The organism is Streptomyces callyspongiae (assembly GCF_047200695.1).
GTDB lineage: Bacteria > Actinomycetota > Actinomycetes > Streptomycetales > Streptomycetaceae > Streptomyces.
In genome coordinates this window covers 42119-64677 of the sequence record NZ_JBJZOM010000010.1, presented here as the reverse complement: position 1 = coordinate 64677, position 22559 = coordinate 42119, and the positions used below count along the sequence as shown (strand labels likewise).

The 22559-nt window shown below is 71.8% G+C and carries 22 protein-coding genes; 8 read left to right on the top strand and 14 right to left on the bottom strand.

Annotated features, from left to right (window positions below; genetic code table 11):
• Positions 1-35 precede the first annotated feature (35 nt).
• Both ACL06G_RS11800 and ACL06G_RS11795 read left to right on the top strand, forming a co-directional pair.
• A complete protein-coding gene (locus ACL06G_RS11800; protein ID WP_412787588.1) occupies positions 36-491 on the top strand; it encodes a hypothetical protein in 456 nt (151 codons plus the stop codon).
• Between the two features lie 95 nt (positions 492-586).
• Positions 587-1240: an HAD-IA family hydrolase gene (locus ACL06G_RS11795; protein ID WP_412787587.1), complete on the top strand. Its 654-nt coding sequence runs from the start codon at positions 587-589 to the stop codon at positions 1238-1240.
• Between the two features lie 28 nt (positions 1241-1268).
• Here ACL06G_RS11795 and hisF read toward each other — a convergent pair whose 3' ends face one another.
• Genes hisF through hisD form a run of 8 tightly spaced genes read right to left on the bottom strand, consistent with a single transcriptional unit; the run spans position 1269 to position 7126 of the window.
• On the bottom strand, positions 1269-2042 hold the full coding sequence (hisF, locus tag ACL06G_RS11790) for an imidazole glycerol phosphate synthase subunit HisF (protein ID WP_412787586.1): 774 nt from the start codon (positions 2040-2042) through the stop codon (positions 1269-1271).
• Positions 2043-2058: 16 nt separating this feature from the next.
• Positions 2059-2460, bottom strand: a complete 402-nt coding sequence (locus ACL06G_RS11785; RefSeq protein WP_412787585.1) for a RidA family protein — start codon at positions 2458-2460, stop codon at positions 2059-2061.
• Positions 2457-3191: a bifunctional 1-(5-phosphoribosyl)-5-((5-phosphoribosylamino)methylideneamino)imidazole-4-carboxamide isomerase/phosphoribosylanthranilate isomerase PriA gene (gene priA, locus ACL06G_RS11780; RefSeq protein ID WP_412787584.1), complete on the bottom strand. Its 735-nt coding sequence runs from the start codon at positions 3189-3191 to the stop codon at positions 2457-2459. The genes ACL06G_RS11785 and priA overlap by 4 nt, the downstream gene beginning before the upstream one ends.
• Complete coding sequence (gene hisH, locus ACL06G_RS11775; RefSeq protein WP_412787583.1) at positions 3191-3883, bottom strand: imidazole glycerol phosphate synthase subunit HisH; 693 nt, start codon at positions 3881-3883, stop codon at positions 3191-3193. The genes priA and hisH overlap by 1 nt, the downstream gene beginning before the upstream one ends.
• Positions 3883-4041: a CG2302 family histidine operon protein gene (locus ACL06G_RS11770; RefSeq protein ID WP_412787582.1), complete on the bottom strand. Its 159-nt coding sequence runs from the start codon at positions 4039-4041 to the stop codon at positions 3883-3885. The genes hisH and ACL06G_RS11770 overlap by 1 nt, the downstream gene beginning before the upstream one ends.
• Entirely contained in the window at positions 4038-4640 is a 603-nt protein-coding gene (gene hisB, locus ACL06G_RS11765; RefSeq protein ID WP_412787581.1) for an imidazoleglycerol-phosphate dehydratase HisB, read from the bottom strand. The genes ACL06G_RS11770 and hisB overlap by 4 nt, the downstream gene beginning before the upstream one ends.
• A complete protein-coding gene (locus ACL06G_RS11760; RefSeq protein ID WP_412787580.1) occupies positions 4640-5773 on the bottom strand; it encodes a histidinol-phosphate transaminase in 1134 nt (377 codons plus the stop codon). The genes hisB and ACL06G_RS11760 overlap by 1 nt, the downstream gene beginning before the upstream one ends.
• The gene (gene hisD / locus ACL06G_RS11755; protein ID WP_412787579.1) at positions 5774-7126 is read right to left on the bottom strand and encodes a histidinol dehydrogenase; all 1353 of its coding nucleotides are present in this window, start codon (positions 7124-7126) and stop codon (positions 5774-5776) included.
• A 142-nt stretch (positions 7127-7268) separates the two neighbouring features.
• On the opposite strand from hisD, the gene ACL06G_RS11750 reads away from it, so the two are divergent.
• The 3 genes from ACL06G_RS11750 (at position 7269) to ybaK (ending at position 10288) form a co-directional block, all read left to right on the top strand.
• Positions 7269-8891 (top strand): oxidoreductase, encoded by a 1623-nt coding sequence (locus tag ACL06G_RS11750; protein ID WP_412787578.1) that lies wholly within the window; start codon positions 7269-7271, stop codon positions 8889-8891.
• A gap of 97 nt (positions 8892-8988) precedes the next feature.
• Positions 8989-9771: an LON peptidase substrate-binding domain-containing protein gene (locus ACL06G_RS11745; protein ID WP_412787577.1), complete on the top strand. Its 783-nt coding sequence runs from the start codon at positions 8989-8991 to the stop codon at positions 9769-9771.
• Positions 9772-9775: 4 nt separating this feature from the next.
• On the top strand, positions 9776-10288 hold the full coding sequence (gene ybaK, locus ACL06G_RS11740) for a Cys-tRNA(Pro) deacylase (RefSeq protein WP_412787576.1): 513 nt from the start codon (positions 9776-9778) through the stop codon (positions 10286-10288).
• A 6-nt stretch (positions 10289-10294) separates the two neighbouring features.
• On the opposite strand, the gene ACL06G_RS11735 is transcribed toward ybaK, so the two are convergent.
• The 4 genes from ACL06G_RS11735 to ACL06G_RS11720 form a co-directional block, all read right to left on the bottom strand.
• Positions 10295-10867 (bottom strand): ABC transporter permease, encoded by a 573-nt coding sequence (locus ACL06G_RS11735; protein ID WP_412787575.1) that lies wholly within the window; start codon positions 10865-10867, stop codon positions 10295-10297.
• 269 nt (positions 10868-11136) lie between these two features.
• Positions 11137-11937 carry an ABC transporter permease gene (locus ACL06G_RS11730; protein ID WP_412787606.1) on the bottom strand — a complete coding sequence of 267 codons (801 nt, stop codon included), beginning with the start codon at positions 11935-11937 and terminating at the stop codon, positions 11137-11139.
• A gap of 70 nt (positions 11938-12007) precedes the next feature.
• Positions 12008-13033: an ABC transporter ATP-binding protein gene (locus tag ACL06G_RS11725; protein ID WP_412787574.1), complete on the bottom strand. Its 1026-nt coding sequence runs from the start codon at positions 13031-13033 to the stop codon at positions 12008-12010.
• A 67-nt stretch (positions 13034-13100) separates the two neighbouring features.
• The gene (locus ACL06G_RS11720; protein ID WP_412787573.1) at positions 13101-14366 is read right to left on the bottom strand and encodes an NYN domain-containing protein; all 1266 of its coding nucleotides are present in this window, start codon (positions 14364-14366) and stop codon (positions 13101-13103) included.
• A gap of 193 nt (positions 14367-14559) precedes the next feature.
• Here ACL06G_RS11720 and ACL06G_RS11715 point away from each other — a divergent pair, with 193 nt between their 5' ends.
• A complete protein-coding gene (locus ACL06G_RS11715) occupies positions 14560-14721 on the top strand; it encodes a hypothetical protein (protein ID WP_412787572.1) in 162 nt (53 codons plus the stop codon).
• A 111-nt stretch (positions 14722-14832) separates the two neighbouring features.
• Here ACL06G_RS11715 and ACL06G_RS11710 read toward each other — a convergent pair whose 3' ends face one another.
• Together ACL06G_RS11710 and dnaE are read right to left on the bottom strand one after the other, a co-directional pair.
• The gene (locus tag ACL06G_RS11710) at positions 14833-16470 is read right to left on the bottom strand and encodes an MFS transporter (RefSeq protein ID WP_412787571.1); all 1638 of its coding nucleotides are present in this window, start codon (positions 16468-16470) and stop codon (positions 14833-14835) included.
• A 151-nt stretch (positions 16471-16621) separates the two neighbouring features.
• On the bottom strand, positions 16622-20164 hold the full coding sequence (gene dnaE / locus ACL06G_RS11705; protein WP_412787570.1) for a DNA polymerase III subunit alpha: 3543 nt from the start codon (positions 20162-20164) through the stop codon (positions 16622-16624).
• 239 nt (positions 20165-20403) lie between these two features.
• Between dnaE and ACL06G_RS11700 the strand changes: the two genes are divergently transcribed.
• On the top strand, positions 20404-21759 hold the full coding sequence (locus ACL06G_RS11700) for a DUF2252 domain-containing protein (protein ID WP_412787569.1): 1356 nt from the start codon (positions 20404-20406) through the stop codon (positions 21757-21759).
• A gap of 68 nt (positions 21760-21827) precedes the next feature.
• Positions 21828-22502, top strand: coding sequence for a hypothetical protein (locus ACL06G_RS11695; protein WP_412835848.1), 675 nt, complete (start codon positions 21828-21830; stop codon positions 22500-22502).
• Positions 22503-22559: the final 57 nt, after the last annotated feature.

The following is a 22559-nucleotide window of genomic DNA, read 5'->3' as shown; positions in this document are numbered from 1 at the left end:
TCCGTCGAGTCCAGCGAGGGAACGGAGGGCCGGACATGCGCATCGGCAGGCTGCCCGCCGACGTGGGAGTGGGGCTCGCGGCAGGGCTCGCCGGCACCGCGGCGATGACGGTGAGCAGCACCGCCGAGATGAAGCTGCGCCACCGCGGCGCGAGCGACGCCCCGGCCCGGGCGGCGGCGAAGGTGCTCGGCGTGGAGCCCGGTGGACAGAGGGAGGCGGCCCGGTTCGGTGCCCTGGTGCACTGGGCGTACGGCACGGGCTGGGGTGCGGCCCGCGGCGTGCTGGCGTTCCTCGGCCTGCGGGGTGCAGCTGCGGCCGGGGCGCACTTCGGCCTGGTGTGGGGCAGCGAGCAGGCGATGCTGCCCGCCCTGGGAGTGGCACCGCCGGCGACCGAGTGGGGCGCGGGAGAAGTGGCGATCGACGTCTGGCACCACTTGGTCTACGCGGCCGCGGCCGGCGCTGCGTACGGTTTCCTGGACGCCTCACGCTGATCGCGCCTCCGCGCCGTAGGAGGCGCCGTGGGGTGAGGCGCGGTTCTGCGGGACGACCTCTGGTTCGCCGCGGCCCGTCGTGCGAGGGTGTCGCGGTGACGACGACAGACCGTGCCCCCGCAGGCGAGCTCCCCTTCGACGCGGTGCTCTGCGACATCGACAACGTGATCCGCTTCTACGACCACACGGAGCTGACGCGCCGTGAGACGGCCGCCGGACTGCCCGCGGGCACGACGGCACGGGTCGCGTTCTCGGAGGGAGTGGACCCGGGCCTGCTGACCGGCCTGAAGAGCAGGCGGGAGTGGCTGGATGACGTCAGGCGCGACCTGTGTGCCCGGATGCCGGAGGAGACGGCCCGCCACCTCACCGAGGCGTTCGCGTCCTCGCCGACCCGTGCCGACGAGGACGTGCTGGAACTGCTGCTCGCGGCACAGCGGTGTGTGCCGGTGGTGCTGGTGACCAACGCCAGCACGGATCTGGACGCCGAACTGGAACCACTGGGGTTCGCCGAGCACTTCGCGGGACGCATCGTCAACAGTGCCCGCGTCGGGGTCGCCAAACCGGATCCGGAGATCTACACGCTGGCGGCCGGGGTCGCGGGAGTCGCGGCGGACCGCTGCCTGTTCGTCGACGACCGGCGGGAGAACGTCGACGCGGCCGTCGCGCTCGGTATGACGGGCGTCCACTACCGGGTGCCGGACGATCTGCGCACCGCGCTCACTCCGGTGCTCGACCCGGTGCGCCGCTGACGGCGCACCGGGTGCGCGCGCCGGAACGTCACCGCACGGGGTGGCCGGCCTCGCGCAGTGTGTCCTTGACCTGGGCGATGCGCAGGTCGCCGAAGTGGAAGACGGAGGCCGCCAGCACGGCGTCGGCACCCGCGTCGACCGCGGGCGCGAAGTGGTCGAGCCGCCCGGCGCCGCCGCTGGCGATGACGGGGACGGACACGTGCCGTCGTACCGCCTCGATCATCTCGGTGTCGTAGCCGTCCTTCGTGCCGTCGGCGTCCATGGAGTTGAGCAGGATCTCCCCCGCGCCGAGGTCGGCCGCACGGCTGGCCCACTCGACGGCGTCGACGCCCGTGCCGCGGCGGCCTCCGTGCGTGGTGACCTCGAAGCCCGAGCCCGTACCGTCGTCGTCCGTGCCGGTGCGGCGCGCGTCGACGGACAGTACGAGCACCTGACGGCCGAATCGTTCGGCGATCTCCCGGATCAGTTCCGGGCGCGCCAGGGCCGCGGTGTTGACACCCACCTTGTCGGCACCCGCGCGCAGCAGCCGGTCGACGTCCTCGGGGCTGCGGACCCCGCCTCCGACGGTGAGGGGGATGAAGACCTGTTCCGCGGTGCGGCGCACCACGTCGTAGGTGGTCCCGCGGTCCGAGGAGGACGCCGTGATGTCGAGGAAGGTGAGCTCGTCGGCGCCCTCGGCGTCGTAGATCTTCGCCATCTCCACGGGGTCGCCCGCGTCGCGGAGGTTCCGGAAGTTGACGCCCTTCACGACCCTTCCGGCGTCCACGTCCAGGCAGGGAATGACTCGTACGGCGAGGGTCATGCGGGTTCGTGCTCCATCATCGCGGGGTTCGCAGGGCTTCCACTTCGACTTCGACCAGCACCCGGGAATCGACGAACCCGGAGACGACGACCAGGGTCGCCGCCGGGCGGACCGCCCCGAACACCTCCCGGTGCGCGCGGCCGACGTCGTCCACGTCCCGTGCGTGGGTGAGGTACATCCGGGTCCGCAGGACGGCCTCCGGGCCGAGGTCGAACTCCGCCAGCGCGGCCAGGGCGTTGCCGAAGGCCGCCTTCGCCTGCTCGTACGGGTCGCCCTCACCCTGCAGGACGCCTCCGACCAGTGGCATGGTGCCGGACACCAGGACCCGGTCGCCGGCGGCGACGGCCCGCGCGAAACCGATGCTGTCCTCCCAGGGGCTGTCGGTCTGCACGCGCTCGACGCGCCGGCCGGTGCTCATGACGCAACCGCCTCCAGGGCCTCTTCCAGGGTGAAGGCCTTCGCGTAGAGGGCCTTCCCGACGATGGCGCCCTCCACGCCGTCCGGGACCAGGCCGGCGATCGCCCGCAGGTCGTCGAGGGAGGAGACGCCTCCGGAGGCGACGACCGGCCGGTCGGTGGCGCCGCAGACGTTGCGGAGCAGGTCCAGGTTGGGGCCCTGCAGGGTGCCGTCCTTGTTGATGTCGGTGACGACGTAGCGGGCGCAGCCCTCGGAGTCGAGGCGCTCCAGAGTCTCGTACAGGTCGCCGCCGTCGCGGGTCCAGCCCCGGCCCCGGAGGGTGGTGCCGCGGACGTCCAGTCCGACGGCGATGCGGTCGCCGTGCTCGGCGATGACCTTGGCGACCCATTCGGGTGCCTCCAGAGCGGCCGTGCCGAGGTTCACGCGGGTGCAGCCGGTGGCGAGGGCCGCGGCGAGGGTGTCGTCGTCCCGGATACCGCCGGACAGTTCGACCTTGAGATCCATCGCGCGGGTGACCTCGGCGATGCGGTCGCGGTTGTCGCCGGTACCGAAGGCGGCGTCGAGGTCGACCAGGTGCAGCCACTCGGCACCGGCACGCTGCCAGGAGAGTGCGGCTTCCAGCGGATCGCCGTAGGAGGTCTCGGAGCCGGATTCGCCGTGGACCAGGCGGACGGCCCGGCCGTCGCGGACGTCGACGGCGGGGAGGAGTTCGAGCTTCGGCGCGTCGGGCATCACAGGGTATCGATCCAGTTGGTGAGCAGGTGGGCTCCGGCGTCGCCGGACTTCTCGGGGTGGAACTGGGTGGCGCACAGCGGGCCGTTCTCCACGGCGGCGACGAACGGGCTGCCGTGGGTGGTCCAGCTGACGACCGGGGCGCGCACGGCGGCGTGCGTGACCCGCAACTCCCAGTCGTGCACCGCATAGGAGTGCACGAAGTAGTAGCGGGCGTCGGCATCCAGGCCGGCGAAGAGCCGGGAGCCGTCTCCGGCCTCCACCGTGTTCCATCCCATGTGGGGGACGGTGTGCTCGGCGTCGGCCTTCAGCGGTCCGACGGTGCCGGGCCACTCGTCCAGACCGTCGGCCTCCGTGCCGTGCTCGATGCCGCGGCCGAACAGGATCTGCATGCCCACGCAGATGCCGAGGACGGGCCGGCCGCCCGCCAGCCGGCGTTCGACGACCCAGTCGCCGCGTGCCTGCCGCAGGCCGGCCATGCAGGAGGCGAAGGCCCCGACTCCGGGGACGAGGAGGCCGTCGGCGTTCATCGCGGCGTCGTAGTCGCGGGTGATCTCCACCTCGGCACCGGCGCGCGCAACGGCACGTTCGGCGGACCGGACGTTGCCGAAACCGTAGTCGAAGACGACGACCTTCTTGGACGTCCTCGGAGCCCCGGATGCCGTGGGGGTTCCCTCCGGTGCGGCCGCCATCACAGCTCCAGTCGCAGGATTCCGGCGGCGAGCGCCAGGGCCGACCCCAGCCCGAGGACGATCACGACCCCCTTGGGCAGCCGCTGCCGCCAGAAGGAGATCGCGCCGCCGAGCAGGAAGAGCCCGAGGAAGATGAAGAGCGTGGACGTCCCGTTCACAGCGCGCCCTTCGTCGACGGGATCCCGTTCTGACGCGGGTCGATCCCGGACGCCGCCCGCAACGCGCGCGCGAGCGCCTTGAACTGGCACTCCACGATGTGGTGCGCGTTGCGCCCGTACGGCACGTGCACGTGGAGGGCGACCTGCGCCTGGGCCACGAACGACTCCAGGATGTGCCGCGTCATCGTGGTGTCGTAATCGGGGCCGATCATCGGCGCCATGCCCTCGGGTTCGCTGTGCACCAGGTAGGGGCGGCCGGACAGGTCGACGGTCACCCGGGCCAGCGACTCGTCCAGCGGCACGGCGGCGTCGGCGAAGCGCACGATGCCCCGCTTGTCGCCGAGGGCCTGCCGGAACGCCGCGCCGAGGGCGAGGGAGGTGTCCTCCATCGTGTGGTGGCTGTCGATGTGGAGGTCGCCCTCGGTCCTGACGCTCAGGTCGAACAGCCCGTGCCGGCCGAGCTGGTCGAGCATGTGGTCGTAGAAGCCCACGCCGGTCGAGACGTCGACGTCGCCGGTGCCGTCGAGGTCGATCTCGACGACGACCGTGGTCTCCTTGGTGGTGCGTTCCACTCGGCCGGTGCGGCCAGGGCGGGTCATCAGGCGTTCTCCTTCATCAGCTTGCGTACGGCGTCGAGGAACGCGTCGTTCTCGGCGGGCGTGCCCGCGGTGACCCGGAGGCGCCCGGGCACACCGTTGTCGCGGACCAGGACGCCCTCGTCCAGCAGGCGCCGCCAGAAGGCGTGCGCGTCCTCGAAGCGCCCGAACTGCACGAAGTTCGCATCCGAGTCGGTCACCTCGCAGCCGGCGGAGCGGAGCTCCGTCACCAGGCGGTCTCGTTCGGTCTTGAGCTGCTCCACGTACCCCAGCAGCGTATCCGTGTACTCCAGCGCGGCGAGCGCCGTGGCCTGGGTGACGGCCGAGAGGTGGTACGGCAGGCGCACGAGCTGCACCGCGTCGACCACGGCCGGATCGGCGGCCAGGTATCCCAGGCGGAGGCCCGCGGCACCGAAGGCCTTCGACATGGTGCGGGAGACGACGAGGTTCGGGCGGCCCTCGACGAGCGGAAGCAGCGACGGGCGGTGACTGAACTCCCCGTACGCCTCGTCGACGATCACCATGGACGGCTTGGCCGCTTGTGCGGCCTCGTACAGCGCGAGAACGGTGTCGGCGTCCACGGCGGTACCGGTGGGATTGTTCGGCGAGCAGACGAACACCACGTCGGGGCGGTGGGTCGCGATCGTCCCGACCGCCGCGTCCACGTCGATCCGGAAGTCCTCGGTGCGCGGACCGGCCAGCCAGTCGGTGCCGGTGCCGCGGGCGAGCAGGGCGTGCATGGAGTACGACGGTTCGAAGCCCAGCGCGGTGCGGCCCGGTCCTCCGAAGGTCTGGAGGAGCTGCTGCAGCACCTCGTTGGAGCCGTTGGCGGCCCACACCTGTGTGGAGTCGACCTCCAGCCCGCAGGTCCGGGTCAGATACCGCGCCAGCTCGGTACGCAGCTCGACCGCATCCCGGTCCGGGTAGCGGTTGAGATCGCGGGCCGCGGCGGCGACCCGCTCCGCGATTCGCCGGACCAGCGGCTCCGGCAGCGGATAGGGGTTCTCGTTCGTGTTGAGCCGGACCGGTACGTCGAGCTGCGGCGCCCCGTACGGGGACTTGCCGCGCAGCTCCTCGCGAACGGGCAGCGGGGGCCGGTCCGTGTCCTGGCCGCGGCCGGTGGTCTGACCGGTCACTTAGCTGGGTCCCTCTCGTCCGCCGGGCTGCGTTGCGTCCTCGTCCTCGAAGCGCGCCGTCACCGCCTCCCCGTGGGCAGGCAGGTCCTCGGCCTCCGCGAGGGCCACCACGTGCGGCGCGACGTCCGCCAGCGCCTCCCGCGAGTAGTCCACGACGTGGATGCCGCGCAGGAAGGACTGCACGGACAGTCCCGAGGAGTGGCACGCGCAGCCGCCGGTGGGCAGTACGTGGTTGGAGCCGGCGCAGTAGTCGCCGAGGGAGACCGGCGCGTAGGGGCCGACGAAGACCGCTCCGGCGTTGCGGACCCGTGCGGCCCACCGCGCGGCATCGGCGGTCTGGATCTCCAGGTGTTCGGCGGCGTAGGCGTCGACGACGGCGAGCCCGTGCGCGAGGTCGTCCACGAGCACGATGCCGGACTGCCTGCCCGCCAGCGCCTCCGTGATGCGTTCGCGGTGCCGGGTGGCCGCGACGCGGACCTTCAGTTCACGCTCCACGGCCTCGGCCAGCGTTTCCGAGGGCGTGACGAGGACAGCGGCGGCCACCACGTCGTGCTCGGCCTGCGAGATGAGGTCCACGGCGAGGTGCGCGGGATCCGCGGTGTCGTCGGCCAGGATCGCGATCTCGGTGGGACCGGCCTCCGAGTCGATGCCGATACGCCCCTTGAGCAGGCGCTTCGCGGCGGCGACGTAGATGTTGCCGGGGCCGGTGACCATCTGCGCGGGGCGGCACTCCTCGGTGCCGTGGGCGAACATGGCGACTGCCTGGGCGCCGCCCGCTGCGTGGACCTCGTCCACCCCGAGCAGGGCGCAGGCGGCGAGGATGGTGGGGTGCGGCAGTCCGCCGAACCCGGCCTGCGGCGGCGAGGCGACCGCGAGCGACTCGACGCCCGCCTCCTGGGCGGGCACCACGTTCATGACCACGGAGGACGGGTAGACAGCGCGGCCACCGGGGACGTACAGCCCGACCCGTTCGACCGGAACCCAGCGCTCGGTGACGCTGCCGCCGGGCACCACCTGCACGGTGGAGTCGGTGCGGCGCTGGTCGCGGTGGACCAGCCGGGCACGGCGGACGGCCTCCTCCAGGGCAGCACGGACGGCCGGGTCCAGCTCCTCCAGAGCTCTCGCCAGCGCCTCTGCGGGCACCCGGACCCGGTCCAGCGTGCAGCCGTCGAACCGCTGCGCGCAGTCGATCAGCGCAGCGGTACCGCGATGCTGCACGTCCTCGCAGAGCGGCCGCACCGTCTCCAGGGCGGCCTCGACGTCGAGCTCGGCACGGGGCAGCAGGCCGGGATCGATCCCGGAGCCGGGTGCACCGGTCGGGACGGATCCGCGCAGGTCGATTCGGGAGATCACGGGCCCATTCTCGCAGACGGCAGCCTCGGGAACGGCAACCGTACCGAGGCGTGATACACCTCGGCGGGTGCGCGTCGCACAGTGCGTCCGCGCCGTCACCAGGGGGTAGGTGTCGGGGTGACAGGGGGAAGGGGCAGGACCGATGAGTCAGCCTTCGGCCGGGGGCGAGCCGCCCGGCGATCTGACGGCGACCGAGATGTGGATGTGGCAGGCGTTCCGCAACGGCAGCGTTCTGGACCTTCGGCGCGGCGAACCGGAACTGGACGACCCCGACGGCGAGCACGACTGGGGACCCGAACGCACCGTGCGTGCCCGCGTGATCGCCCGTCTCCTGCTCGGGGACGAGGCGACGCCGCTGCCCGGCCGCGTCGCCTCCCTGCACCTCACCGGCGCGCACGTCACAGGCCTGCTGCGGCTGTCCGGCGGCGAGATCGACACCTTCGTGGAGCTGCGGGACTGCCGGTTCGACGAGGAGGTGCGGTTCACCGAGGCCCATCTGCGCACCGCCCGGCTGATCGGGTGCCGTCTGCCCCGCCTGGAAGCGGCGCGGGTGCACGTCGAGGGTGACCTCCACCTCGCACGATGCGTCGTCCCCGGAGGCATCCGGCTCACGGACGCCACGGTCGGCACGGACCTCCTCATGAACGAGGCACGCCTCGGCAGCGACGACCGTTCGCACGCCCTTGCCGCTGACGGCCTCTCCGTCTCGCAGGAGATGCAGGCCAGCCTGCTGACGGCGGACGGCGAGCTCGGCCTGCGCGGAGCACGGATCGGCGGGTCGCTGTTCATGTACGGCAGCGTGCTGAGCAACACCCACGGACGGTACGCCCTGCACGCCCCGCAGCTGCGCGTCGAGCAATCGGCGCACTTCGCGGACCCCAAACGGGAGAACGCGCGGCTGATCCGGGGCACGGCGACCCCGCCGCAGGGCACCATGGGCCCGTTCGACCACCCCCAAGCACCGCTCTCCCGGTCCCGGCCGCAGCACTTCACCTGCACCGGCGGGATGAAACTGGACGACGCCTGGTTCGGCGGTTCCCTGGTGCTCGACAACGTGCGCTTCACCCTGGAGCGGGACCAGGAGGTCTCGCTGCGGCGGATCACCACGCCCGAGCTGTGCTTCACCTCCCCGGCACCGGAACGCGGCCTGGTGGTGCTCTCGGGTGCGACGGTGGAGAACCTGGTCGACAAGGTGTCCAGCTGGCCGAGGGACGAGCGGCTGTGGATGGCCGGCTTCACCTACCAGCGCCTGATCCATCGCGGCCACTTCTCGCTGCAGCAACGCCTGGACTGGCTGGCGACGGCCACCCCCGAGTACTCCCCCGGCCCCTACGAGCAGCTGGCCTCGGTCTTCCGGGCCGGCGGCGAGGACGCGGACGCCCGGCTGGTGCTGCTGGAGAAGCAGCGACGCCGCAGGGAGACACTGCCGCTCGCGGGGAAGCTCTGGGGGCTGGTGCAGGACTGGACGGTCGCCTACGGATACCGGCCCGGCAGGGCGGCACTGTGGATGGCCGTCCTGTGGCTGGCAGGCTTCGCCCTGTTCGCCCGGCACCAGCCTCCGCCGTTGAAGCCGGAGGAGTCGCCGGCCTGGGACCCGGCGCTGTACACCCTGGACCTGCTGCTGCCGGTGATCAGCTTCGGCCAGGACCAGGCGTGGGCGCCCGAGGGCGGCTACCAGTGGGTGGCAGCGGCGATGATCCTCCTCGGGTGGATCCTGGCCACGACCGTCGCGGCCGGCGCGACCCGGCTGCTGCGGCGGCAGTGACGCCCTTCCGGACAGCGGCCGGAGACGCTTCCCGCCACGCGGAACGGGACGCGGGCGGCCTCCGGCACCGCCCTGCCAGGTCGTAGGCTTACCAGTCGTGACAACCCCGCTCCCGCTCTTCCCGCTCAACTCGGTGCTGTTTCCCGGCCTGGTACTGCCGCTGAACATCTTCGAGCCGCGGTACCGCGCGCTGATGCGCGACCTGCTGGCGGTTCCGGAGGACCAGCGGCGCTTCGGCGTCGTCGCCATCCGCGACGGCCGCGAGGTGGCCCCGACAGCACTCGGCATGCCCGAGGACGCTCCCCCGCCCGGCGCGGACCCCTCCGCCGGCTTCGGCCCGGACCCGCTCGCGTCCTTCCACGCCGTCGGATGCGTGGCCGACGCCACCACGATCCGCCGCCGGAATCCCGGCGGCGAGCAGGAGGAGGATGCCGACGGGGCGGCCGGGGACGACAGCGCCGGGTACGAGGTGCTGGCAACCGGCACCACCCGGTTCCGGCTGCTGTCGGTCGACACCGGCGGCCCGTACCTGACGGCGGAGGTCGAGGACCTCCCCGAGGAGGACGGCGAAGGTGCGGGCGCCCTCGCGTCCGGCGTGCTGCGCGCGTTCCGCACCTACCAGAAGAGACTGGCGGGCGCCCGGGAACGGACGTTGGCCGCGGACCAGGAACTCCCCGACGACCCGACGGTCGTGTCGTACCTCGTGGCAGCCGCGACCGTGCTGGACATCCCGGCCCGGCAGCGGCTGCTCCAGGCACCGGACACCGCGTCCCGGCTCGCCGAGGAACTGCGCGTGCTGCGCCGCGAATCGGCCGTCATCGGACACCTCCCCTCACTGCCCGCGGCGGATCTCACCCGCCGGCCGACCAGCTCCAACTGAGGCCATGGCGAAGAAGAAGCAGAAGGCCAAGCAGCAGTCCGGGGCAACCCCCGCCACGCTGGCGGCGGCCCGTGCCGGCGTCGCGTTCACGACCCACACCTACGACCACGACCCGGCTTCGCCCTCGTACGGCGAGGAAGCCGCGGAGGCGCTCGGCGTGGCCCCGGAGCGGGTGTTCAAGACCCTGGTCGCGGACGTCGACGGCACCCTGACGGTCGCCGTGGTGCCGGTGTCCGCGTCCCTGGACCTGAAGGCACTGGCCGCCGCGGTAGGCGGCAAACGCGCGGCGATGGCCGACCCGGCGGCGGCCGAACGGAGCACCGGATACGTACGGGGCGGCATCTCGCCGCTGGGGCAGCGCAAACGGCTGCCGACGGTCGTCGACGCCTCCGCGTCGGCGCACGCGACGGTGTGCGTGTCCGCCGGTCGCCGCGGGTGGGAGATCGAGCTCGCGCCGGCCGCGCTCGTGGAACTCACGGCCGCGACGACGGCCCCGCTCGCGCGGCAGGGCGCCTGACCTGCCTCACTGCGCGGGCCGGGAGCCCCCGGGAGCCGGGGGCTCGTGAGGTGCGGACCCGTGGGACGAGGTCTCGTCCGGCGGGGGCTCCGGGGCGTCCCGGGTGCCGAGCGAGGTGCACAGCAGGTGGGTCACCAAGGCTCCGAAGGGATAGGCGAGCAGGGCGCCCTTGGCCTTGAGTTCCAGCGGCCCGTCGAAGACGGCGCCCTTGCCCGCGGCGCGGGCGTGCGCGGCGAGATCGGACGTGGGGCCCAGCCAGACACCGATCCGCCAGGCGGCGAGCGCACCCAGCAGGCATCCCACGGTCAGGCCGACCACCAGGCCGACACCGCCCTTGCGGTGCAGCAGGAACACGACCAGGCCGACGAGGGCCCCGACGGCGAGGCCGAGCAGCACGAAGGTGCCGTCGGAACCGATGGCCTCCTCGCCCTCGGGACGGTCGAGGTAGACGGCGCTGCCATCCGACACCAGCGGCACACGCGGGGCCAGCCACAGCCAGGCAAGGCCCAGGACGACACCGAGCAGCACCGCGATTCCCGCGGCCGGCGCCCCCTCCCGCAGTTCCCTGGGATACGACATTGGTTCCTCGTCCGCCGCCTCCGGAATGTGCGTCCAAGCGCCCCCGCCCGAGGAGGCGCCGTCCGAACCGTCCGCCCGGGCAGCGGTTCCGGCGGGCGGTCGCGGTCCTGCCGACGGAGGAGTCGACCACGGGTCGTGGCGCGGGCGGTCGCTTCCGGAGGAGGGAGGTGTCGGTGCCGTCACACCGCCATCGTGCCAGGTGCCGGAGCCCCCGGACGCACGGGGACACTGCTCGGGGTGTCCCCCGCGTCCGGATCGTGGCCGACGCGTCAGCGCACCGCCGCCCGCCGGTACGCCCACGTCGCCGCGGTCAGCGAGAGCACGCCGACCGCGGCGCAGACACCGAGGTCGAGGAGGACGCCTCCCCAGCCGGGCCGGACGGCGAACGTGCCCGCGAGCGCCTCCACGCCGTAGGTGGACGGCAGCAGGTCACGCAGCCACTGCAGGGGGCCCGGGAGGCGTCCCGCGGGCAGGACCCCCAGCAGCAGCGCCGCCGACATGCCGAGCTGCCCGCACACCGTGGCGAGCTCCGCACGCGGTGCGAGCAGGCCCAGAGCCGCTCCCAGTCCTGCGAGGGCCGCCCCGGCCAGGGGGATCACCGCGGCCAGTACCCACAGGCCGCCCAGCGGAAGCCCGTACAGCAGGCACCCGGTGACGGCCGTGACGATCACCCCGGGAACCGTGAAGGACGCGTACGCCCCGGCCGCGCCGAGCACGACGGCCGCCGCGGGAACCGGGAGGGTCGCGTAGTGGTCGAGTCCGCCGCTGGCCCGCAACCGGCCGAAGTACTGCGCGAGAAGGTTGAGGGCCACGAAGGCGACGACCAGGACACTCGCCCCGGCGACGACGGCGCGGGCCTCTGCACCGCCCTCGACGACACCGCGCATCAGGACCATGATCCCCAGTGACTGGAAGGTGGCCACGAACAGCAACGGGATGCGCGCGACCCGTGCCCGCGACAGCTGGGCACGGTAGACCGCGACCAGGGCGGGCCAGGTGCGTGCCCGGGGGGCGAGCGGTGCCGGGCCGGCGGTGGAGGCCGGAGAGGCGGATGCGGCATCCGGCGACAGGGGCGCGGCGACGCCGCTGCGGGCTGCTGTGGTGCTCACCGGATGCTGCTCCTCGCCTCGCCGTACGCGCTCACGACTTCACCAGACCCTGGGTGCGCCCTCCGAGGGCCAGGTAGACATCCTCCAGGCTGGGAGTGGCCAGCGTGAAATCGTCGAGGGCCGCGAAGGCGGGACCGGTGGTGACGGCGGTGACCGCGGCCCGCGCGGCGGGCGGCGTCATGCGCAGCGTCCACCGGCGGCCGGAGACCGCGGCGTCGCGCTGCAGGGCCGCGACCTCCGGGACCGCCAGCGGGGGACGGTCCCGCCACACCAGTTCGAGCCGTACATCGTCGCCGACGAGAGCCTTCAACCCTCCCGGGGTGTCACAGGCGATCACGCGGCCCCGCTCCAGCACGGCCACCCGGTCCAGCACCGTCTCGGCCTCGATGACGTTGTGCGTGACGAGCACCACCGTGGTGCCGCGCTCGGCCCGGCGACGGTCCACCGCGGACCAGACGGCCCGGCGTGCCACCGGGTCCATGCCAGTGGTCGGTTCGTCGAGCACCAGGAGGGCACGCTCACCGATGAGGGCGGCCGCGACGCACGCCAGCCTGCGCTGGCCGCCGGACAACTTGCTCAGCGGCCTTCCGGCAAGCGGGCCGAGCCCCAACTCGTCCAGGACGGCGTCCCGGCTGCGGCGCGCCTGTACGGCGCCCATGCCGCGCAACCGTCCGGTGGTCTCCACCGCAAGGGCGACCGTCAGCTCGTCCAGGGCCGTGGAGTGCTGACTGAGGTAGGCGAGGAGCCGCGCCGCCCGCCCCGGATGGCGGACCAGGTCGTGTCCCAGCACCTCGACAACGCCGCCGTCGGGTCGCAGGAGCCCGGTCAGCTGACGGACCAGCGTGGACTTGCCGGCGCCGTTGGGGCCGAGGAGTCCGAAGATCTCGCCGCGTCCGACCGTGAGGTCGACGCCGTCGGTCGCCCGCACCTCGGGCGTCGCGGGCGCCCCGCGGCGCGCTCTGGCCGCGGGGTAGGTCTTGACCAGTCCGGTCGTCCGCACAGCAGGGGGTGCGCCGCCCGCCGTACTGCTCGTCGCCCGCTGGGTGCCCGATTCCACGAATCACGAGGGTACGCGCCTCCGCACCGGGTTCCCGAACCCCCCCTTCCCGAGAGCCCCGGGCGGCTCAGGTCTCCGGAGCTGCCGGCCTGTCCTCGGGATGGGGACGCTCGGTACCGGTCCGGGAGTCGATCTCCCGCCAGAAGCCGGCACGGATCGCGTAGCGGTCGTGCTCGTCGATCTGGTCGTCCTTGTGCGCCAGTAGGCCGAAGCGTGCCGCGTAGCGGAGGAGTTCGCCGTCGATGCGGTGCGGAATGCGGGGGTACTCCCCCGACAGCTGGTGCAGGTGGACGGTGGTGACCAGGCGCTCCGCCCAGCGGCGGGCGAAGACCTGCCCCACTTCGAAGGGGTCGCCGCTGACGGCGGTGATGTCCTCCTCGCGGTCGGCCCAGCGCTGTTCGGCGGTGGTGAGCTGCGCCAGCATCGGCAGCGCGGCGACCTCCGGCGGCTCGGCAGGCTGGCTGCCACGCTCGACCCACCCCCGGTCGGAGGTCCAGCGCAGCGTCGCATTGGCGGACTGTCCGGGAGGGGGTGCGGGGCGTCCGAGCCCCGCGAGGTCCTTGGGGGTGGGGATGCCCTTGCCCGAGCCCGTTGCGGCGGGGGGCGCGGCGGACGGTCTCTCCGGATGGTCGCGCTCCGGCTCGGGAGCCGGGGCGTTACGGGTACGGCCGGCCGACCCCTGTGCCGGACCACCGCCGTTCTTGGCGGAATCAGGAAGGGGCGCGGAAAGGATCGCGGCGATCTCGGGGCGGGGCGCCGCCGTCGGCGCGCAACCACCGGAGAGGTCCTTGGCCCGGACGGCCCGGGTGATCCAGGCCCGGTCCAGGACCCGGCGTTCGTCGGCCTCCGCGACGAGATCCTCGGACTGGTTGTAGTCGCCGTCGGCGGCCTGGACTGCCCAGAGATGGACGGCTACGCCGTGCTCCTTCGCGGACATGAGACCGGGCAGCAGGTCGCCGTCGCCGGTGACCAGAACGATGTCGGAACAGGCGCGGTTGCGGGCGAGTTCGGTGAGCTCGGCATGCATCGCAGCATCGACGCCCTTCTGCGCCCAGCGCCCCTCGCTGCGGGTGAGGGCGCCCAGGCGCACGGTCACCCGAGGCATGACCCGCAGGCGACGGTGCTCGGGCTGCGGAACGCGGTCGGGAGCGCCGTCGAACCAGTAGATGCGCAGCAGCGGCTGTTCGGTCTCGGTCTCTGCCCGTTCCCGCAACGCCTGGATCAGCGCAGCGTGGTCCACGGTGATGCGGGAACGCGTGGGCTCCCCCGCCAGGAGGCTCGCGGCCGCGCCCAGCAGGTACCCGGCGTCCACCAGGACGACGCAGCGATCCACGTTCCACCTTCTCTCGCAGCACGTTCACCCCCGAGTCTGCCCGACGCCGCAGATGTTGACAGCCCCGGCCGGATCATCGGCGTGGCGGGAGCGGGTATCGGACCCACTGCCCGTGATGACCCGACGTGCACGTTTCGTCCCCCCGTGCAACGCTGATTTCCGGCCTTACCCCACGGATCACCTGGAGGCGATCATGGCCAAGCAGAAGCGGCAGGACCGGAACCGGCAGAAGGCGGGCAGCGCCGAACGCGCCCAGGAGCAGCCCCGGAAGGACGCCCCGGAGGGGCGTGGCGGAACGGGCTCGCCGGCGGACGTGGCACGGAGGGGCAAGAAGCCCTCGTTCGGCCACAACTGACCGCTCCCGCGACACGGCCGGTCGCGCCGAGCACGGCAGGCGGAGGGCGCACCCGAGGAGGGTGCGCCCTCCCGTCGAGGAGCCGGCGCCCACTCCGCGTGCGGACCGGCGTCAGGATGCCCCGGGTTCGGCCCCGTCCGCTGCGCTCCGCCGTTCCGACATGCGCAGCAGCACCAGCCACAGGGGGACGGAGAGCAGCGTGACCACGGCGAGGATCAGCATCACGGTGGCGAACCCGTGGGACACCGCAGCGGCTGCGCCCTCCCGTACCGCTTCCTGCTGCGCGCTGCCCAGCCCCTCGTCGACCTCGGACAGCCGCTCGCCGACGCCGGTGAGCAGCCGGTCCACGTGGGCGTCGTCCTGCCGGGGAACGTCCGCCGCGTCCAGATGGGCGTTCAGCCGTCCGGTTCCGGAGGCGAGGAAGACCAGGGAGCCCAGGGACACCACCAGTGCGGCCGCCAGGTAGCGCACGACGTTGATGAGCCCCGCGCCCTCGCCCGCGTTGCCCGGCCGCAGCACCCGCAGTCCGGCTGCGGAGGGAGCCGACAGTGTGATGCCGACGCCCAGACCGATGACGGTCGTTCCCGGCCAGAGCGCCGCATAGCCCGAGGCCGCGTCGACGCGGGCCAGCAGGAGGGCCCCGATCCCGGCGCAGACGAGCCCGAGTGCCACGGGGCGGCGGAAGCCGATCCGGTCGCAGAGGGGTCCGACGAGCAGCGAGGTCGCGAACACCCCGGCACCGTAGGGCAGGAGCGCGATGCTCGCGGTGAGGGCGGAGTAGTCGAGGGTGGCCTGCGCCTGGGTGTAGATGTTGAAGAAGTACGAGAGACCGATCAGGAACAGCGCGTTGATTCCGGTCGCCAGGCAGGCGGCGACGAGCGCCGGTTCCAGGAGCAGCCGCAGGTGCAGCAGCGGGTTGCGACGGCGCGACTCGACGAGTACGAGCAGGACCAGTCCTGCCACCGCTGCCGCGAACGCACCGAGGACCGCCGCGGATCCGGCGCCCCACAGGGGGATCTGCTGGCAGGCCAGAACCAGGGCGAAAAGCCCCAGGGCGAGGAGCAGGATGCCCGGGACGTCGAGTCCGGTCCAGGGCTCCCGTCCGGGCAGTTCCCGGAGGGTGAACTGCGCGACGGCGGCGACCGCCAGGGCCCACACGAGGCTCGCCCACCACACCCAGCGCCAGGAGAGTTCGTCCGTCAGCAGCCCGCCGACGAGGGGGCCGACGGCGAAGGCCACACCCCCGACGGCACCCCAGATCCCCTGGGCGAAGCCCTGCCGTTCAGGTGGATACGCCAGCCGCAGCACCGCGGTCGTCGACGGCATGGTCAGCATGGCCCCCAGGCCCTGGACGAAGCGTCCGAGGAGCAGCAGGAAGGCCGAGTCCGCAACAGCGACGAGAGCGGCGCCGGCCGCGAAGGTGAGCAGTCCGGCGGTCATCACGGCCCGCTGCCCCAGCATGTCGCCCAGTCGCCCGCCGAGGACCACCAGGGCGGCCACCATCAGCATGTAGATGCCGACCGTCCATCCGAGCGCGGTGGCGCCGAGCCCCAGGTCGGCGGCGATGGCGGGCAGGGCGGAGTTCACCGCGGTCGTGTTGACGCCGAGCAGGAAGAGTGCCGCACACCCGGTACTCAGTACCGCCAGCGGCGGGACGGCGGTGGTGGAGGGCCGGTGTCCCCCGGGAGGGCTTCCGACGAGATGCGGCACGTGCAGCAGGCCCGCGCTGCGGACGCGTCCGACGTTCATGCAAGCCACGCTAGGTGGGTGGGGCCCGCTCCAGGCCGCCTTGCGCACCTGGGCGGTCCGCGCTCACCCTTGTGGCGCATGCGTGGAAGAGGGTTCCCGGTGCTGGAGCAACAGGCAGCGCGGGCCGGGCCGGCGCGACCGCTCAGCCGGCTCAACCCGCCAGACAGGCCGGACCCAGCAGTTGCTTCAGGTCGCCGAAGAGCGCCGGGTCGACGTTCACGCGGTGGCGGTCCAGGCGCAGCACCGTCGTCCTGCGGGCGCCCTGGAGCCTCACCCGCACCTCGGTGTTGCCCCGGTGGTGGTTCAGCACCTCGCCGAGCTTCTCGATCAGCGGCGGAGTGATCTTGACGGTGGGGATGGTGAGGGTGACCGGAGCGTTCGCCGAAGCCTCGCTCAGATCGGGGATCATGAGTTCCATGGCGACGAGCCGCGGCACGTCCTCCCGCTTGTCCAGTCGTCCCTTGACGAAGACCACGGCGTCCTCGACGAGTTGTGTGGAGACCAACTGGTAGGTGGCGGGGAAGAACATGCAGTCGATGGAGCCGGCCAGGTCCTCCACGGTGGCGATGGCCCAGGCGTTGCCCTGCTTGGTCATCTTCCGCTGGAGCCCGGAGATGATACCGCCGATGGTGACGATGGAGCCGTCGGAGTAGTCCCCGCCGGTGAGTTGCTGGATGGCGGCGTCGGCCTTGTCGTTGAGGACGTGCTCGAGTCCGAAGAGCGGGTGGTCCGAGACGTACAGGCCGAGCATCTCCCGCTCCTGGGCGAGCAGGTAGGTCTTGTCCCATTCGACGTCGGAGAACTCCACGTCCAGACCGAACGCGGGGGTGTCGTCCTCGGCCTCGTCGCCCATTCCGCCGAACAGGTCGAACTGGCCCTCGGCCTCCTTGCGCTTGACCTGCACCACGTTGTCGATCATGGTCTCGAAGTGCGCGGTGAGGCCCTTGCGGGTGTGGCGCAGTTCGTCGAAGGCACCGGCCTTGATGAGGGACTCCACGGTGCGCTTGTTGCAGACCACGGCCTCGACCTTGTCGAGGAAGTCGGGGAAGGAGGAGTACTTCCCCTTCGACTTGCGGCAGCGCACGATCGAGTCCACCACGTTCTGCCCCACGTTCCGTACCGCGGTGAGGCCGAAGACGATGGTGTCATCGCCCTGGGGAGTGAAGTTGGCATCGGACTCGTTGACGTCCGGCGGGAGTACCTTGATGCCCATCTTCCGGCACTCGTTCAGATAGACCGCCGACTTGTCCTTGTCGTCGCGGACCGAGGTGAGCAGGGCGGCCATGTACTCGGCGGGATAGTTGGCCTTGAGGTACGCCGTCCAGTAGGTGACCAGTCCGTAGGCCGAGGAGTGGGCCTTGTTGAAGGCGTATCCGGCGAACGGGACGAGCACGTCCCACACCGCCTGGATGGCCTCGTCCGAGTACCCCTTCTCGCTGGCGCCCTTCTGGAAGTTGACGAACTCGGCGTCCAGGACCTCCTGCTTCTTCTTGCCCATGGCACGCCGCAGCAGGTCGGCCTGGCCGAGCGAGTATCCGGCGAGGACCTGGGCCGCCTTCTGCACCTGCTCCTGATAGACGATGAGGCCGTAAGTGATCCCCAGGACGTCCTTGAGCGGCTCCTCCAGCTCGGGGTGGATCGGGGTGATCTCCTGCTGGCCGTTCTTGCGGAGCGCGTAGTTGATGTGCGAGTTCATGCCCATCGGGCCGGGCCGGTAGAGGGCCGAGACCGCGGAAATGTCCTCGAAGTTGTCCGGCTTCATCATGCGCAGCAGGGAGCGCATGGGGCCGCCGTCGAACTGGAAGACGCCGAGTGTGTCGCCGCGGCAGAGCAGTTCGAAGGTCTTGGGGTCGTCCAGCGAGAGGTCGAGCAGGCTGAGGTCGACGCCCTTGTTCTTCTTGATGAGCTTGACCGCGTCGTCCATGATCGTGAGGTTGCGCAGGCCCAGGAAGTCCATCTTGAGCAGGCCCAGCGCCTCACAGCTGGGATAGTCCCACTGGGTGACCACGGTTCCGTCGTTCTTCGGCGAGAACACCGGCACGTGGTCGATCAGCTTCTCGCTGGACATGATGACGCCGGCGGCGTGCACGCCCATCTGCCGGACGAGGCCCTCGATACCCATGGCGGCGTCGATCACCTTCGTGACGTCCGGCTCGTTCTCGTACATCGAGCGGACCTCGCCGGCCTCGCTGTAGCGCGGGTGGTCCTTGTCGGTGATGCCGGACAGCGAAATGCCCTTGCCGAGTACGTCGCCGGGCATGGCCTTGGTGATGCGGTCGCCCATCGCGTACGGGTAGCCCAGCACGCGGGAGGCATCCTTGATGGCGGCCTTCGCCTTGATGGTGCCGTACGTGCCGATCATCGACACCTTGTCGGCGCCGTACTTCTCGGTGACGTAGCGGATGACGTCGCCCCGCCGACGCTCGTCGAAGTCGATGTCGACGTCGGGCATGGTGACACGTTCGGGGTTCAGGAACCGTTCGAAGATCAGACCGTGGTCGATCGGGTCGAGGTCGGTGATACCCATCGCGTAGGACACGATCGAACCGGCGGCGGAACCGCGCCCCGGGCCGACGGCGATGCCGTTGTTCTTCGCCCACATGATGAAGTCGGCGACCACGAGGAAGTACCCGGGGAAGCCCATATCGATGATGATCTTCATCTCGTAGTCGGCCTGGGCCTGCCGATCCTCGGGAATGCCGCCGGGGTAGCGGCGGCTCATGCCCCGGCGGACCTCCTCCTGGAACCAGGAGACCTCGTCGTACCCCGGGGGCACGTCGAAGCGCGGCATCAGGTCGCGCTTCTCGAACATGCCGGTGGTGTCAACGCGGTCGGCGATCAGCCGCTGCGTGTTGAGGCAGCCCTGCTGCCAGGCGTCCGAGTTGTCGATCGCGTACATCTCGGCGGCCGACTTCAGGTAGTACCCGGCGCCGTCGAACCGGAACCGGTCCGGGTCCGTCAGGTTGCTGCCGGTCTGGATGCACAGCAGGGTGTCGTGGGCCGACGCCTCGTTCTCGTAGGTGTAGTGCGAGTCGTTGGTGACCACGAACGGCGCGTTGATCTTGCGGGCGATCTCCTCCAGCCCGGCACGCGCCCGCTTGTCGATGTCGATGCCGTGGTCCATCAGCTCGACGAAGAAGTTGTCCCTGCCGAAGATGTCCTGGAACTCTCCGGCGGCCTTCAGCGCCTCGTCCATCTGCCCCAGCCGGATGCGGGTGCTGACCTCTCCCGAGGGGCAGCCGGTGGTCGCCATCATCCCTTCCGCATACTCCGAGAGCAGTTCCCGGTCCATCCGCGGTTTGCGGAAGAAACCCTCCAGTCCGGCGCGGGACTGGGCACGGAAGAGGTTGTAGAGGCCGGTGCTGTTGCGCGCCCACATGGTCATGTGGGTGTAGGCGCCGTTACCGGAGACGTCGTCCCGCTTCTGGTGCGGGGTGCCCCACTTCACAGGCCGGGTGTTCCGCCGCGACTCGGGGGCGACGTACGCCTCGATCCCCATGACCGGGGTGATACCGGCGGCCTGGGCCTGGTGGAAGAAGTCGTAGGCGCCGTGCAGATTTCCGTGGTCGGTGATGGCGACGTGCGACATGTTCATCTCGTCACAGGCCTTGAACATGTCCTTCAGGCGGGCCGCGCCGTCCAGCAGCGAGTACTGCGTGTGCACATGCAGATGGGTGAACGGCTGCTCTGACACGGGCGGGCCACCTCTCGGCGCGGCTGTACAAGGGGCGAGTGAGGAGTCTACGGGCCGGCACCGACAGCGCCCGCGGCGACGCGGACGGAGGGCGCCCGGACCGGAACCGGACGCGGAGGCGCGGGTACCGAGTGCACCGACCCTCCGCGGGTAGGCGGGTGCCGGACGGGGGCACTCGCGGCCGGGCCCGCACGTTGGCACGGGTGGCCCGAGAACGAGCACCGGAGGAGGAACTTTTCATGACGGCTGGGCAGAGCGAGTCCGACGAGGCCCGGGGCGGAAGGATCCTGGAGGTCTTCGACGCCGCCTTCGGCGAGCTCCTCGCCGCGGACCCCGCAGCCTTCCGGGTCAAGTTCCGGAAGATGGCCGCCTCCGCCTTCGCCTTCTACCGCGGCACCGCATGCCTGTTCTACGCGGACCTGGCCGCCCGGGACGGCCGCTTCGCCGGGAACCCCGGCAACGACCCGTTCCTGGACGACCGCACCAACCGGGTGTGGATCCACGGCGATCTGCACGCAGAGAACTTCGGCACCTACATGGACGCCGACGGCCGCCTGGTGTTCAACGTCAACGACTTCGACGAGGCCTACGTCGGCCCCTTCACCTGGGACGTGAAGCGCTTCGCGGCCTCCGTCGCGCTGCTGGGGCACGCCAAGGCCCTCAGCGACCACCAGATCACCGAAGCCGTCCGCACCTACGCCGGCGCCTACCGCGAACGCATCGGCGCTCTCGCGACCGGCGTGGAGGACGACAGCGTGCGCCCCCTGACGCTCGACACCGCGGAGGGGCCGGTGCTGGCGGCACTGCACGCGGCACGCTCCACCACCCGGTTCGGACTGCTGGAGGGCATGACCGAGATCCGCGACGTGGAACGCCGGTTCTCCTCCGGCGGCGGCGCGATCGACCTGGACCCGGCCACCCGTCGCAAGGTGCTGGAGGCGTTCGAGGCCTACCTGGAGACGCTTCCGCCGGACAGGCACGTCCGCCCCGGCGCCTACCGTGTGAAGGACGTGGTCGGCCGGCGCGGCATCGGGATCGGAAGCGCGGGGCTCCCGTCGTACAACGTGCTCCTCGAGGGCCACAGCGACGCGCTGGAGAACGATCTGGTCATCTACATGAAGCAGGCGCAGACACCGGCGGTCTCCCGGCACATCGACGACCCGGGGATCCGGGAGTACTTCCGGCACGAGGGCCACCGCACGGTCATCTCGCAGCGGGCCCTCCAGGCCCACTCCGACCCCTGGCTGGGCTGGACGGAGCTGGACGGCGCCGGGCAACTGGTCGCCGAGGTCTCGCCGTACGCGGTGGACCTGGACTGGTCGGATCTCGACTCCCCGGAGGAGATCGAGCAGGTCGTCGCCGACCTCGGCCGCGCCACCGCCACCATGCACGCGGCAGCCGACATGGCCGAGAGTGGACACTCCCTGGTCCCCTTCTCCACGGAACGCGCCATCGATGCGGCGCTCGCGAAGGACGAGGACCGCTTCACCAGCATGCTGGTCGACTTCGCCCACGACTACGGCGCACAGGCCCGGCGCGACCACCGGATCTTCGTGGACCTGTTCCGGAACGGGCGGATCCCGGGCCTGTCGTAGCGCCCGAACCGGACCGGAGCGCTGCTTTACCCTCGCTTTACGCGGAGGCGTGGCAGACTCGGGCGGCGATGGAGATGGCAGTGACAGGCGTGAGGGGCCTGCGGGCGGCGGTGTTCACCGCCGTCTGCGTCACGCTGTCCAGCGGCGCCCACATCCTGCTCTCCGGCACACCCGTCCCTCCCACCACTCTCGCGGTGGTCGGCGGAGCGGTGTTCCTCATCGCCTTCGCCCTCGCCGACCGCGAACGCGGGTTCGGCCGCATCGCCTCCCTGCTCGTACCGCTGGAACTGTTCGCCGACACCGTGTTCACCAGCGGCCAGCACGCCTGCTACGGACCCGGCGGCGGCCCGGTGACCGGTCCGCTGCGCTCCGTGGGCCTCGACGTGCTCTGCGCCGGCGGCCACGCAGGCATGCCGCTCGCACGGATGGCGCCTGCCCCCGGCGTCGGGCAGAACCTGCCGGGGCTGTCTCCGTGGCTGCTGCTGGCCGCGCACCTCGGCGTCGGCCTGCTCGCCGCCGTCTGGCTGCGCCGGGGCGAGGCGGCAGCCGCCCGGCTGCTGGGCGCCGCAGCGGCCACGGCCTTCCGGCCGCTGCGGCTGGCGGTGCGGGGCTGCCCGGCTCCCACCGGGACGTTCCGGCGCCCGCCCCGCCCCGCCCCGGCCACCGCACCACGGCGCCTGCCACCGGTCGCCCACCCCGTGCTGCGCCGCGGACCGCCGTGCGAAACGGCCCTCGCGGTCTGACCGCACCCCCCCCCCCCCGGGCCCGATCCGCCACGTCCGCAGCACACCACCAGCACA

Coding starts and splice junctions, on each gene's coding strand:
- ACL06G_RS11800 (WP_412787588.1), top strand. CDS start 36: ATGCGCATCGGCAGGCTGCCCGCCGACGTGGGAGTGGGGCTCGCGGCA.
- hisF (WP_412787586.1), bottom strand. CDS start 2,042: ATGACCCTCGCCGTACGAGTCATTCCCTGCCTGGACGTGGACGCCGGA.
- ACL06G_RS11785 (WP_412787585.1), bottom strand. CDS start 2,460: ATGAGCACCGGCCGGCGCGTCGAGCGCGTGCAGACCGACAGCCCCTGG.
- priA (WP_412787584.1), bottom strand. CDS start 3,191: ATGCCCGACGCGCCGAAGCTCGAACTCCTCCCCGCCGTCGACGTCCGC.
- hisH (WP_412787583.1), bottom strand. CDS start 3,883: ATGGCGGCCGCACCGGAGGGAACCCCCACGGCATCCGGGGCTCCGAGG.
- hisB (WP_412787581.1), bottom strand. CDS start 4,640: ATGACCCGCCCTGGCCGCACCGGCCGAGTGGAACGCACCACCAAGGAG.
- ACL06G_RS11750 (WP_412787578.1), top strand. CDS start 7,269: ATGAGTCAGCCTTCGGCCGGGGGCGAGCCGCCCGGCGATCTGACGGCG.
- ybaK (WP_412787576.1), top strand. CDS start 9,776: ATGGCGAAGAAGAAGCAGAAGGCCAAGCAGCAGTCCGGGGCAACCCCC.
- ACL06G_RS11735 (WP_412787575.1), bottom strand. CDS start 10,867: ATGTCGTATCCCAGGGAACTGCGGGAGGGGGCGCCGGCCGCGGGAATC.
- ACL06G_RS11715 (WP_412787572.1), top strand. CDS start 14,560: ATGGCCAAGCAGAAGCGGCAGGACCGGAACCGGCAGAAGGCGGGCAGC.
- ACL06G_RS11710 (WP_412787571.1), bottom strand. CDS start 16,470: ATGAACGTCGGACGCGTCCGCAGCGCGGGCCTGCTGCACGTGCCGCAT.
- ACL06G_RS11700 (WP_412787569.1), top strand. CDS start 20,404: ATGACGGCTGGGCAGAGCGAGTCCGACGAGGCCCGGGGCGGAAGGATC.
- ACL06G_RS11695 (WP_412835848.1), top strand. CDS start 21,828: ATGGAGATGGCAGTGACAGGCGTGAGGGGCCTGCGGGCGGCGGTGTTC.